At 35.0% G+C, this 13,750-nt stretch carries 9 protein-coding genes, 1 tRNA gene and 1 pseudogene; 6 read left to right on the top strand and 5 right to left on the bottom strand.

Going from position 1 to position 13,750, the window contains the following annotated elements:
- The first annotated feature begins 49 nt into the window (after positions 1–49).
- From HLX49_RS10195 to HLX49_RS10180, 4 genes are all read left to right on the top strand, one after another.
- A complete protein-coding gene (locus HLX49_RS10195; RefSeq protein ID WP_077703123.1) occupies positions 50–1,108 on the top strand; it encodes an AEC family transporter in 1,059 nt (352 codons plus the stop codon).
- Between the two features lie 25 nt (positions 1,109–1,133).
- On the top strand, positions 1,134–2,147 hold the full coding sequence (locus HLX49_RS10190; RefSeq protein ID WP_296361670.1) for a 2-hydroxyacid dehydrogenase: 1,014 nt from the start codon (positions 1,134–1,136) through the stop codon (positions 2,145–2,147).
- A 279-nt stretch (positions 2,148–2,426) separates the two neighbouring features.
- A complete protein-coding gene (locus HLX49_RS10185; protein WP_077703125.1) occupies positions 2,427–3,482 on the top strand; it encodes an AEC family transporter in 1,056 nt (351 codons plus the stop codon).
- 86 nt (positions 3,483–3,568) lie between these two features.
- Positions 3,569–4,594, top strand: a complete 1,026-nt coding sequence (locus HLX49_RS10180; RefSeq protein ID WP_101933700.1) for a 2-hydroxyacid dehydrogenase — start codon at positions 3,569–3,571, stop codon at positions 4,592–4,594.
- 218 nt (positions 4,595–4,812) lie between these two features.
- On the opposite strand, the gene HLX49_RS10175 is transcribed toward HLX49_RS10180, so the two are convergent.
- Entirely contained in the window at positions 4,813–5,535 is a 723-nt protein-coding gene (locus HLX49_RS10175; protein ID WP_077703127.1) for a response regulator, read from the bottom strand.
- Entirely contained in the window at positions 5,513–7,111 is a 1,599-nt protein-coding gene (locus HLX49_RS10170) for an ATP-binding protein (RefSeq protein ID WP_296361691.1), read from the bottom strand. The genes HLX49_RS10175 and HLX49_RS10170 overlap by 23 nt, the downstream gene beginning before the upstream one ends.
- Before the next feature lie 649 nt (positions 7,112–7,760).
- Between HLX49_RS10170 and HLX49_RS10165 the strand changes: the two genes are divergently transcribed.
- Together HLX49_RS10165 and HLX49_RS10160 are read left to right on the top strand one after the other, a co-directional pair.
- Positions 7,761–7,833 (top strand) — tRNA-Val (locus HLX49_RS10165).
- A 186-nt stretch (positions 7,834–8,019) separates the two neighbouring features.
- Positions 8,020–8,511, top strand: a complete 492-nt coding sequence (locus HLX49_RS10160) for a MepB family protein (protein ID WP_101933718.1) — start codon at positions 8,020–8,022, stop codon at positions 8,509–8,511.
- A 160-nt stretch (positions 8,512–8,671) separates the two neighbouring features.
- Here HLX49_RS10160 and HLX49_RS10155 read toward each other — a convergent pair whose 3' ends face one another.
- From HLX49_RS10155 to HLX49_RS10145, 3 genes and pseudogenes are all read right to left on the bottom strand, one after another.
- The gene (locus tag HLX49_RS10155; RefSeq protein ID WP_101933719.1) at positions 8,672–10,828 is read right to left on the bottom strand and encodes an RNA degradosome polyphosphate kinase; all 2,157 of its coding nucleotides are present in this window, start codon (positions 10,826–10,828) and stop codon (positions 8,672–8,674) included.
- Between the two features lie 342 nt (positions 10,829–11,170).
- Positions 11,171–12,784 carry a Ppx/GppA family phosphatase gene (locus HLX49_RS10150; protein WP_101934279.1) on the bottom strand — a complete coding sequence of 538 codons (1,614 nt, stop codon included), beginning with the start codon at positions 12,782–12,784 and terminating at the stop codon, positions 11,171–11,173.
- A gap of 85 nt (positions 12,785–12,869) precedes the next feature.
- Positions 12,870–13,600, bottom strand: a pseudogene (locus HLX49_RS10145) (lactate/malate family dehydrogenase).
- Positions 13,601–13,750: the final 150 nt, after the last annotated feature.

The raw sequence follows: 13,750 nt of genomic DNA, 5'->3' as shown, positions 1-13,750 counted from the left end.
AGCTTTCTTAAAAAATGTTAAGGATATTTAAAAACTTTGGAGGGAAATCATGACGATACTTCAAGAGATTCAACAGACATTTACGGATATGAAAATTGTTAGTGCCATTTCTTCTACGTTGTTCATTATATTGTTGGGATTTTTTCTACGTAAAAGAGAAATATTTAACGATCAAGTAGGAAAGGTACTATCAAAAGTAGTTCTTATTGTTGCATTACCAGCGTTAGCATTTAAAGCATTTATGAAAGATATTGATGCTGAATCATTAGCAGAAGGAATAGAGGTGCTTATCTGGGGAATAGCTATCTATATTATATTGATCCTGATATCCAAACCAATGTACTTAAAATATAAAGGGGATCGTCAGGACACATTACGTGTATTAACTATATTTGGATCTACTACGTTTTTTGGAATACCGATTGTTGGCGCAATTTATGGAGCAGAAGGAATTTTATATGCTTCTATTTTCAATATTGGGTACCGTATTTTTCTATACTCCTATGGATATATCAAAATGAGTGGATTGAAAATGGAAGTAGGGAATGTAAAAGAGATGTTCCTTAATCCTATCATTATTGCCACTTTTTTAGGATTATTTATCTGGATATTTCAAGGTTATTTGCCCCAAGTTAGTGTCGTGGCAGAAGATGGAACAAAAGCAGACGTGGCATTTTTACGCATTGACCAAACAGCACCTTGGTTATTTCAGCCGATGGAATATCTTGCTCGATTAGCTTCACCACTTGCATGGTTAGCAATTGGGGCTACTTTAGGGGCGATTAAGTTTAGAACAGCTTTAACCGATCGCACATCCTTGTTCTATAGCTTTAATAAAGTAATTATTGTTCCTCTTTTAAATATTGCTTTCCTTTCTTTGCTTGCAGTAACAAATGTTCTTGTTGTAAGTGATGTTTCTTTAGGAACAATAGTGATTATGATGGCAACCCCAACAGCTACAGTGGCAGCAGCGTATGCAATCAGCTTCGATCGAGATGCTTTGTTAGCTTCAAACGCATCGCTACTATCAACCATTACAGCAGTTATATTTATTCCAGTATGGATTATTGTAATTAATATAATAGCTGGATTACCTATATTTGGATAATGAAGCATAAAAGGAGAATGAAATCATGAATTTTAAAATAGTATGTTATGGAGTTCGTGAAAATGAAACTGCCTTCTTCCATAAACTTAATCTATATCAATTTCAATTAAAGCTAATAAAACCTTTGTTAACCCATGAAAACATAGAAACAGCAGAGGGCGCAGATGGTGTCTTATTAAGGGCTAACTGTACGGCTGATAGAAAAAACTTGAAGAAATTGCAGGAGTACGGTGTGAAGTATGTTTTCACTCGCACAGTAGGCTACAATCATATTGATTTAGAGGCCGCTAAAGATTATAACATATATGTAGCAAGAGTTCCTTCTTATTCTCCGAATGCAATTGCAGAATTAGCCTTAACTTTGGCAATGTCTTTGTTAAGGCATACAGCTTATACGACAGCAAAAACAGCTAATAAAGATTTTACCGTTGACCCAGTCATGTTTAGTAAAGAAGTGAGAAATTGTAAAGTAGGGATTATAGGTACAGGAAAAATTGGACTTACGGAAGCAAAATTGTTCAAAGGCTTAGGTGCAACAGTGTTAGGCTATGATATTTACCAAAGTGAAGCAGCTAAACGAGTGGTTACTTTTAAGGAATTGGACGAACTGTTAAAAGAAAGCGACATTGTTAGCATTCATGTTCCATACTTACCAGGTGAAAACGAAAAGATGATTAATAAATCATTTATTTCTAAGATGAAAGATGGGGCTATTTTAATTAATACTGCTCGTGGTGAACTGCAAGATAATGAAGCAATACTTGAAGCTTTGCTAACGAAAAAAATGGAAGGATTTGCTACGGATGTATTCGCTAATGAAAAAGAGATCTTTTTCCAAAAGTTTACTAACAACGATGAACTTGATCCAACAGTCAAGGGTTTGATTGAACTGTATCCAAGAGTGTTAATTACTCCTCATATCGGTTCCAATACAGATGAGGCACTTAAAAATATGATTGAAACTAGCTACCAAAATTTTTACGATGTACTAACAATTGGAAGAACTTCGAATGCCGTTTCTCTAACGAAAAATAGCTAAGTTACATTTTCAATAGTGGGGAGAGGATAACCGTTTGTTATATCCCCGCTGTTTTTATTATGGAAAAACTTCTATCTATTATTACAATTTACCCTCCTGTTTGTGGAAAATCCATATGCTCAATATTTCACTTATTTTAATTACAAAAGTTAGTTTAGTTAGATTATATTTTAAAAGCGAAGCGACTGTACTATTATAAGCATGTAAGAGATAGCGCGCTAGATTATCTATAAATCAATATGTGAAAATATTCACAATATCATTTTGGAGGAAAAGACGATGGAAATACTAGAAATTTTTAAAACCACATTTACAGATATGAATATTATCAGTGCGATTACGTCAACGATGTTCATTATTTTATTAGGGTATTATTGTCGAAAGAAAAATATCTTTAGTGATCAAGTAGGAAAAATGTTATCCAGAGTGGTATTGTCTGTAGCGTTACCAGCTTTAGCACTAAAAGCTTTTATGAAAGACATTGACCAACAATCGTTAGCTGAGGGAATGGGTATTTTAATTTGGGGAATTGCTATTTATATTATTTTAATTATTGTCTCAAAACCAATGTATGCGAAGTTTAAAGGGGATAAAGAAGATACATTACGTGTACTAACTATTTTTGGTTCCACTACGTTCTTTGGTATTCCAATTGTTGGAGCAATCTATGGTGCTGAAGGTGTTCTATACGCTTCCATCTTTAATATTGGCTATCGGATCTTCCTTTATTCTTACGGCTATATTAAAATGAGTGGATTGAAAATGGAAGCAAAAAATATTAAAGAAATGTTTCTAAATCCAATAGTTATTGCTACCTTTGTAGGATTGTTTATCTGGATATTTCAAGATTCCTTACCACAAATGAGTGTTGTAGCAGCAGATGGTACTGCTTCAACAGTAGCATTTTTAAGAATTGACCAAACTGCTCCATGGTTATTTAAGCCAATGACATATTTAGCAAGCTTAGCTTCACCTTTAGCATGGTTAGCAATTGGCGCAACATTAGGATCTGTTGATTTTAAAACAGCTATTTCTGATCGGACATCCTTAATATACAGTGCGAACAAAGTTGTGCTGGTTCCAATTATTAACATTGTTATTTTGGCGATTCTTTCATTAACGGGCATATTGACGATGAGTGCAGTATCTGTAGGAACCATCGTTATTATGATGGCGGCCCCTACCGCAACAGTAGCAGCTGCATATGCAATTAGCTTTGATAAGGATGCGTTACTTGCTTCGAATGCTTCTTTACTATCAACGATTAGTGCAGTTGTCATGATTCCGATCTGGATTATTGTAATTAATATGATTACTTCAACAAATTTATTTTAAAAAAATAGGATTTGAGAGCCCGTACAAATGAAATGCAAGATTTGATATCTGATGATTAAGAATATTCAATAAAGGAGAGGGTAAGAATGACGATTAAAGTAGTCTGTTACGGCGTAAGAGAGAATGAAGAGCCATTTTTTAACAAATTAAATAAATACGGTTTTGACTTAACTTTAGTGGAGGATTTATTAACACATGATAATATAGATACAGCAAAAGGAATGGATGCTGTGTTACTACGAGGGAATTGTGTTGCCGATAGAATAAATATTGGAAAAATGCGTAGCTTTGGGGTTAAATATGTATTTACTAGAACCGTAGGCTATAATCATATTGATTTACAAGCAGCAGCAGATTACGACATGTATGTAGCGCGTGTACCATCTTATTCACCAAATGCTATTGCTGAGTTAGCTTTAACGCTTGCTATGTCGTTATTACGTCATACTGCTTACACAACCGTTAAAACGGCGAACAAAGATTTTACTGTTGATTCCGTTATGTTTAGTAAAGAAATTCGTAACTGTAAGGTAGGGATTATCGGGACAGGGAAAATTGGTTTAACAGAAGCAAAGCTTTTTAAGGGACTTGGTGCAGAAGTGCTCGGTTATGATGTTTACCAAAGTGAAGAAGCAAAGCAAACAGTTACTTTTATGGAATTAGATGATCTATTAAAAGAAAGTGATATTGTGAGCTTACATGTTCCTTATTTCCCAGGAAAAAATGATAAAATGGTCAACGATGAATTTATTGCCAAAATGAAGGATGGAGCCATTTTTATTAATACTGCTAGAGGGGAACTTCAAGATAATGAGGCGATCCTTAAAGCGCTTCGTACACATAAATTAGCTGGTTTTGCCACGGATGTCTTTGCGAATGAAAAGGAGATCTTCTTCCAACAGTTTAATGATGGTAAAAAGCTAGATTCAACTGTACAAGCACTCGTTGATTTATATCCACGTGTGCTGATTACACCGCACATCGGTTCAAATACAGACGAAGCTCTAACGAATATGATTGAGACAAGCTTTGAAAACTTACATGATACGATTACAAAAGGGAGCACGACAAATGTCGTAGAACTTCCTGAAAAAAGTCAAGCTGTATCATAGATTGGTAAAAAAACGTATGATTACCCCTAAAAGTCTATATACTTTTCTATAGTAAAAAAAGAGGAAGCATCTTTGAAGGTGCTTCCTCTTTTTTACAGTAAGATACAAGGGCATCTTGAGTCGAGTTATTTTTTGCAGGTGAGTGATTACCTATCATGTTTGAAAGCAAGAAAAATGGTGGGTTTTGCAACAGACTTTCTTTTATCTAAAGGGTAAATTCACTTATAATCTACAATTAAATGCTCTTTGTTTGGCACGACATGGTAAATCATAATAGGACGACCAACGGATAAATATTTTAATTCTGATTCTAAAAAACCAATGTCATTTAAATGCTGCAAGTATTTTCTTGTAGAAATTCGTGATAAGTCTATACTTGAAGCAATATCCTCGGTAGAGAAGGCATGAGTCTGTTTTTCAATAGCTTGAAGCACCTTTTTTAAGGTTAGTTTGGATAAACCTTTAGGGAGAGGTGTTAAGACATTATTATTTCTGGATGATATTGGTGTTTTTTCTTTAATAAGCAGTTGATCTAACGTTTCTTGATCCGTTTTTTCCATGCTCGTTGTCAATTTATGATATTGCATAAAGTTATCGATGGCTACTTTAAATCGTTGGTAGGTAAAAGGTTTAATTAGAAAGTCAATGACTCCGTACTCTAAGGACGTTTTAATTGTTCCAATATCATCCGCAGCTGTAATCATGATGACGGGGATCGAATACTGTTTTTGTCTTAATTCTTGCAAAAATTCTAAGCCTGTTTGGCCGGGTAAATAAACATCAAGCAAGATTAAATTGGGTATGTCCATTGTTAAGGCTTCCCAAACTTCCGTAATTGTTCCTACTGCGGCAATGGTATGAAATCCTTCTGATCGTTCGATATATTGTTGGTTAATGGTAGCTACCATTGGATCGTCTTCAACGATCATTACTTTCATCATTTTTGTTCCTCCATTTGAACGGAAATTCGATACGAAAAGTACTTCCTCGTCCAGTTTTTGCTTGGACATCGACAAGTCCATGATACTGCTTTACAATGGATTGAATGGCGTCCAATCCATAGCCTCTGTTCTCTCCTTTTGTAGAATAACCGCGTTCGAATATTTTAGGTAATACATGTTTTTCAATACCCGGTCCTGTGTCTTGTACTTCAAACATGATTACTTCTTCAGCCTCATCATATTTCAGAAAAAGGATTACTTGCTTTTTAGAGCTATTTATGACAGCTTCTTTTGCATTGTCAATAAGAATACCCATAGAGAGTAGTAAGTCATGAAGCATATCGCCGATTTTTATCGCTGGAAAATAGGAGTCTTCATCAATGATTAATGTAACACCTTGTTCGTCGAGCTCACTTGTTTTCCCAAGTAAAAAACCTGCTATTGCTGAGCTTTTAATTTTATCCGTCACAAAGCCCATTTCACGATGATAATTATGATTAAGGACACGAACAAAATGGTGCACATCTTCATACTTTTCTAGTTCAATTAAACCTAAAATAGTGTGGAGTTGATTCATAAACTTATGGTTTTGCGCACGTAAAGAATCAATGTATTGTTCCGTCCCGCTTAACTCTCGAATTAGATGCTGTAGCTCAGATTGATCATATAAAGTCGCCACCGCTCCATAGATGTTCTTATCAATATAGATGAGTTGCACATTGACGATAAATTCAAAATGGTTAATGACTGTTACTCGGTTAGCGATCGGTTTCTCTGTTTTAAATACATCGTCAAATATTAAGGAAAAAAGCGTATCATAAAGGTATCCATTGGAAATTGCTTTTGTTGCAACTTCTGTTTTATTGAGTAGCTTATTAAAATTAACATTTTGTAATAATACCTTCCGCTTAGGAGAAACAGCAATAATTGCTTCACTAACAGAGTCAATAATAATTTCTTTCTCTTTCATATGAGCAACAATTTGTTTAGGTTCAAGTCCTAATAGCACTTTTTTCAAATATCTTGCTAAGTAAAGCGCACCTATGATACCTACTAATAGACCAACACCGAGGCCGACATATAAATTTTTCCGCGCATTCCATAATTCATCATTAATAGTTTGTTGCACATACCCTACGCAAACAATTCCAATCTGTTCCCCTTCGTCATTCCAAATCGGTGTAAAAAAGCGTGTTCCTTCTCCAAGGATTCCTACATGCCTAGAATAATGCTCTGTACCATTCAATGATCTACTTGCATCGTCAATATTAGAAAATGTGCCACCAATTACACTTTCATCTGGATGTGATTTTCGAGTAAGGTCATTATCTAAAACAACAACAAAGCTGACGCCAGTTGCATTCATCACTTCATTTGCATAGTTTTGAATAGCAGCGTCTGACGGAGAACCTTCCACTTTGTCTATCACATGCGTATCTTTAGCGACCATTCTAGCAACATTTTTAATTTTATTTTGCACTGCTCGATGTTCTCTCTCCAATACATAGTCATCTAAAAGAATGGCAGAAGCAATAAGCGAGGCTATGACAGAGATTAAAACGAGCAAGGTAGTCATTTTCTTCAATGAAAGTTTTGCCAGCCATTTATCTTTAATGTTGTCCAGATCCCTTCTGTTTTTTCTGTTCTTTATTGTAGCAGGATTGCATCCTCACTTCCAATAGTATGTGAGAAAATGAGCCTGAAAAGTACTTAAGAATTTTTTGCACAAATTAAGTATTAGTACAAATGTGGTTCGTTAAGAGTTGGTGACATGAACAATAATGAGAGAGTTGGTAACATTTGTTAGTCTCTGTAAGGAGATTAGTAAACAAGTGCTCCATATAAAAAGGGAAGGGAATATGCTTTTCATCTAGTTCATGCACCTGATCATAAGTGGTTAAATCATAAAGATAGTTGAGACTAAGGAGTGTGTTATACAGATTATTGGACTTGGTTGAAGATCAGATCCCATTGCTTGTTGTTTAATTGATGCAAAACTTAATCTAAAAGAAGATACTATGGTGTGATATGTATAAAAATGTTGGTTTTAACTACGTAGCGATATTCGTTCATAGAAATGGTGATACAGAAACTGCGTATATTGTCATGACCAAAGAAATATGGAGAAATTGACAAGTATTATATCGATTACGATTTCCTACGAATACTTGCAATATCACACGTTCTTATGTATAATAATTATTGTCGCTTTTAATTGATTCTATGATTCCGTAGCTCAGCTGGGAGAGCGCCACCTTGACAGGGTGGAGGTCGTTGGTTCGAGCCCAATCGGAATCATACCTCAGAACGCTTGGTACGAAGGTATCGAGCGTTTTTGGTATGCTATAGTTTATCTTTTTTCCATAGAATTAAATATTAATCTGCCTTGATCTTATCACTTTGTAAGTTTTAACTAAATGGCATGATTAGGTTAAACAAACATCGGGAAAGAGATTTTCAAATATGAAATCATGGAGGTAAGTGATGGAGAAATCAATAAAATTAACTAATACCTTACTGTCGTGTATGGGAGAGCATGAAATTACATCCATAACGGAGGAAAAACAGAATTCTGAATATAAAGGGTGTAGTTTTAGTGTGTTTGAACATACATATCGGAGTCGTTTGGCTAAATTAACCCCAAAGAAAAAGGGGTATTTTGTAGCGTTTTGGGAAAAAGATATAAATAATCACAATCAAGCTTATTCTTATGATGAAAGTCCTAACAAGATCGTTATTTCGGTAATAGATAATGAACGGAAGGGTCAATTCATTTTTCCGAAATTAGTATTACTTCAAAAAGGCGTGTTGCGTAGTGAAACGTCCAAAGGAAAAATGGCAATGCGAGTTTATCCTTCTTGGGAGCAGGAGCTAAATAGCTCTGCGGAAAAATCTCAAAAATGGCAAATGAAATATTTTATTGATGTTTCAAAAGCAGTGGATATTGCAAGACTAACAGATTTGTATTTCTCTTAAAATGTTAGTAAATTAAACTGCTCCGTCACGTATTGTATTTTAAAAAAATTTAGCGGAATGACCGCGACAAGCAACGTAAACAAATATAAAACACTACCACTTAGACATAAATAGCAATCAGAGGGGATAGAATATGTATTCCCTCTGATTGAATTGCTCGTTATTCCTCGTCTTCTTTAACCATGTAAGCTCTTTTGAATAGCTCCATTTGACTATCTATTTTCGGGGCTTCGTCTGCCTTTTCTACATAATGATATATGCCATTTTGATCTTGCATGCGAGCTTTTACATTGTCATTACTTATAATTTGCAATATTTCGTATAATCTTTGTTTTATGTTGCCATCAATAATTGGAAAAAGTAGCTCCACACGTTTCTCCATATTTCTCGTCATCAAATCGGCAGAAGAAAGATACATTTTGCTATTTTGATGATGACGAAAATAATATATGCGAGTATGTTCCAGGAAACGACCTACAATACTAATGACGCGTATATTTTCGCTGACACCTGGTATTTGTGGGCGTAAGCAACAAATACCACGAACGATTAGATCAATGTTAACTCCAGCACAGGAAGCTTCATACATTTTCATAATCAAATCTTTATCCGTTAAAGAATTCATTTTAAAAATAATATATCCATCCCCGTATTTCTTATGGTTCTCCATTTCTATATCTATATCGGACAAAAAATCTGTTTTCATATCAAATGGGGCCATGGATAATTGATGAAACAATGGTTTTTCTGCATAGCCACTTAAGTAATTGAAGAAGTTAGTTGCATCAATACCAAATTCGCGCTTGGACGTAATAATCCCCATATCTGTATAAATTTTAGCGGTTTGATCATTATAATTTCCTGTGCCCAAATGAACAAATTGTTCAATTTGATTATTTCTTCTTCTCACCACGAGTGTAATTTTACTATGTGTTTTTAAATAAGTCATACCGTAAATAACATGACATCCGGCTTTTTCCAATTCCTTTGCCCACTGGACATTATTTTCTTCATCAAAGCGCGCTTTTAATTCAACGAGCACGGTAACTTGCTTTCCTTGTTCTGCAGCTCTTTTTAAACCTTCTATAACAGGAGAATCTCCGCTTACTCTATACAATGTTTGTTTAATTGCTAATACGTCAGGGTCATCAGCTGCATCGGATACAAAATCAACGATTGGTTCGAAGGATTCATAAGGATGGTGAAAAAATAAATCCCGTTCTTTTGCTAGCTCAAACAAATCTTCAGAATCTCCCATATCCTGCGGTGGTTGGGGGATTAATGTTTCATACACTAAATGCTCATGCGTAGGTTCAAGGGACTTGTGAAAACTGAATAAAAAGGTCAAATCGATGGGACCATCCATTTCGTACACATCTTTATAATGAATCTCCAATACGGACAACAGAAAATTTAACATGTTAGGGTCATATTGTTTTCGTTTCACTTCTAGTCGAACAGCGGCTCCCCATTTTCGCTTTTTCAATTCTTTTTCAATTTCTTTTAATAAATCTCGAGCTCCTTCTTCATGAATTGTCATATCAGCGTTCCGGGTAATTCGAAATTCTGTTACAGAGATAACTTTATAACCGGCAAATAATTTGTAAATGAAATGGCTAATAATGTCTTCAAGCATAATAAAATAGGTGATGTTAGAATCTGGAATATCTACCTTAATAAAACGTTTTAATACGGAAGGCACTTGAACAATAGCAGTTTTAACAACTTCTTCAAGTTCCACAATATCATTTTTAGCACGTTCATCTTCTAATAATACGGCAAGATTAATGCTTTTATTTGCCAACATAGGGAATGGGCGATAGGCATCCACTGCCATAGGGGTTAACACAGGGAAGACTTGATCATCAAAGTATCGTTCCATGTTTAACTTCATTTGTTGATCGAGGTCATCCATGGTTAGGAATGTAATGTTTTCATCCGCTAACATTGGCAATAGCACATGCTTGAAAGTAGAGGATTGCATGTCAACTAGCTGGTGGTTTTTCTTGGAAATAGCTGCCAGCTGTTCTTTTGGTGTTAAGCCTGCTTTATTTTCAGGTTTGTTAAATCCAGCTTCTACTTGATCTTTTAGTCCTGCAACACGAACCATAAAAAACTCATCTAAATTGGAACTGAATATAGCTAAAAATTTACATCGTTCTAGCAAGGGGTTTCGCTGATCCAACGCTTCTTGTAACACACGTTCATTAAATGCTAGCCAACTAAGTTCGCGGTTGTTATAATATTTAGGATCTCCTAGGCGTTTTCTGTTTTCGCTCAATTGCAATCTCTCCTTACCCCTATACGATTTCTTCATTTTCCATGCTACATTATAAGTATTAAGGACTTGTAAATTTATATTCAAGTTTCTTTAAAGATTTTCGTTTTGCGACGTACGATATTGGAAAAGTTTCAAATAATAGACGTTGTTTTTGGAGCAACAGATGTTAATATCTGTATGAATGTGGGTGAAGTTTTTTGTTGTATTATAGGGTAAGCATAGTTATTAGGGTATAGATTAAGTATAATGATGCGTTCTATCGTCATAAAGACTTGGCGACAAGCCGAGTTTTTCTAAAGTGTAATTAAAACAATCGTGGGAGTATTTCTCCCACGATTGTTTTAACTTGTAAACGATACCTGTCTTCCAATTCATTTATTATTGCTGATAGCAAAAGCAAACGTTAATGTTTCTGTGAAGTGCTTTTTCTAAGTGTTTTTTTTGCTTTTCAACTTGATAGGCTTCTGGCATCCAATCTCTGTCACAGTAAACATGAATAGTAATCACTTCTTCATCAACAAGCATATCCATGTCTTTTACAATATTTCTCTTCGTCGAGTCAAAGCAGTACGCCAGTTTTAGTAGAGCACCTATGGTCTGCAATTTTTTCTTTTCTTCCTTTACAAACCATTCTTTAAACGGTTTCAAATATTGTTTGAATTTATGCTTACTTTTAAAAGAAGCGACAAGTGCAATCTTTAATCGTTCTGTATGCATAAGTCCATCTATGGTTCGATTCGCTAGAAGATAAAAGGTGTGCTGGGAAGAAGACTCTGAATCAATGTACTTGCCAAGGTTGAATACATAGGCACCACGCTTTAATAATTCATAATCGATTTTTCCTACATAACCAAGCCCACTATTGCGTAAGGCGTCAAAAATTTTTGTTGCAATGGTAATAACTTGGTGAACTTGCTTATAATTTATATTAAAATCAACAATTAATTCATTAAAACTCTCTTCACGTACATTTGGAAATTTGGTGATACCGAAATCATGCATAATTTGCTCATAAAATATTCCATCACGTAACCCTTTTCTACTTAGCATGAAACTTGTAGCCCCTGTATGCTCGTATAAAGTATGGAATACTTCAATGGCAGGCAAAATAATGTCTGCTCTGTCTTTACTTAACCCTTCTACTTTTTGTAATTCTTTGAAAGGGAACTTACGTAGGTGATTTTTAACATAGCCCATGTTATTTTCTTGAATCCGATACTGATGTACGCCAGCTAATGGATATTTTTTTAATGCTTGGTCAATTTGAATCATATTCCGGGCACTACCGCCAATACCGATTAAATGGACCTGCTTATTGTATAACCATGGAATGGAAGTGAATTGCTGTTGTAGATAGGTTTTAATCTGTTCCATTTCTCTTTCTGTTGGTACGTCGTGTTCTACAAACATTTGCTTCAGAGTCAAAGCACCAAAAGGCATACTTTTAAAGTAAACTAATTGTCTATCTTTAAAATAAGTAAGTTCTGTACTCCCGCCACCAATATCTATGGTTATACCTTCAGAAACGGTCGTTGAATTGACAACGGCTAAATATCCGTAATAAGCTTCTTCTTCTTCTGAGAGAATTCTTGTATCGTAACCGCTTTCTTGTGCAATTTTTTGTATGATTTCTGCTTTATTTTCAGCTTGCCTAATTGTTGCTGTAGCGACGCATATTATTCCATTTAATTCATATGTATCCGTTACTTCTTTAAAGCTACGTACAATGTTAGCTAGTATTCCCATTCCTTCTTGGTTAAGATAATGATTTTCTTCTAAGTGATTTTTAAGTCTAGCGACTGCCTTTACATTTTCAATTTCCTGAAAGCGACCGCTCTTTTCTTTAAGATAGATTACGAGACGAATGGTATTCGAACCAATATCAATAATTGCATACTTTTCTTCATTCAATGGGAACACACCTTTTGTCGTTAATGGTTTATTTCGTTCATTATAGCACAAGCTTTCCCATTTTGGATTTACATGAAACATAATTTCTAAATACAGCATCTTTTGTTATGAAACAAGATGCTGTATTGCCACTACCTAGTCTTGATTTGTCAACTGTTGTAGGTAATTAATAACCTATTCTTCGCATATAATCTCTTAAAACGGTGTTAGAGCGCCTAAATAATTGCTTTTCTTGTTCTGATAAGTTTAGCTCAACGATGTCTTGGATACCATTTCGGCTAATTTTTCCAGGCACGCCAGTAGCGATGTTTGTTTCTTCGTATTCACCGTCTAATATGCAAGAAGCGGGTAAAATTTGTTGGCTATCATTTATAATTGGGTTGCAAAGTACGCTAACGCATTGCCAATTCCATAATATGTTGTCCCTTTTCGTTTTAAGATTTCAAAACCAACGCGTTTCACTTTTTCTACTGTATCATCTAAATCAAGTTTGGTAGCTAGATGTGGCTTTTCATGCAATATTTCTAATAATGGTTTACCACCAATTGTGCAATGTGACCAAACAGCAAATTGGGAATCACCATGCTCGCCCATTGTATAAGCTTGTATACTCCGAACATCAATATCAAGTAACTGTGCTAGATATGATTTGAGGCGGGAAGAGTCGATCGATGTACCTGTTCCAATCACTTGATGACGTGGTAGGCCAGATAATTGCCAGATGTGATATGTAATAATATCCACAGGGTTTGTAGCAATTAAAAAAATGCCATTAAACCCAGTTTTCATTATTCCGGGAATGGTATCATTCATTATTTGCGTTCCGGTTTCCAATGTATCGAGTCGAGTTTGATTCTCATTTGGTGGAGGGCCAGCACTAACAATAATAATGTCCACATCAGCTGTATCTTGAATAGAACCACTAGCGTTGCATAAACTTTTTATAAAGTAGTCAAGAAAAAACAACTTGTGTCAATACTAAGAATAATAGGAATTATCAATACAAAAACGCATAAAAAAACCTTATAATTAGGGTATGGTAGTCCT

The organism is Virgibacillus sp. (genome assembly GCF_013393565.1).
Classification (GTDB): Bacteria; Bacillota; Bacilli; order Bacillales; family Amphibacillaceae; genus Virgibacillus; species Virgibacillus dokdonensis.
The sequence above is the reverse complement of the archived record's forward strand: the minus strand, read 5'-3'. Positions and strand labels throughout refer to the sequence as shown.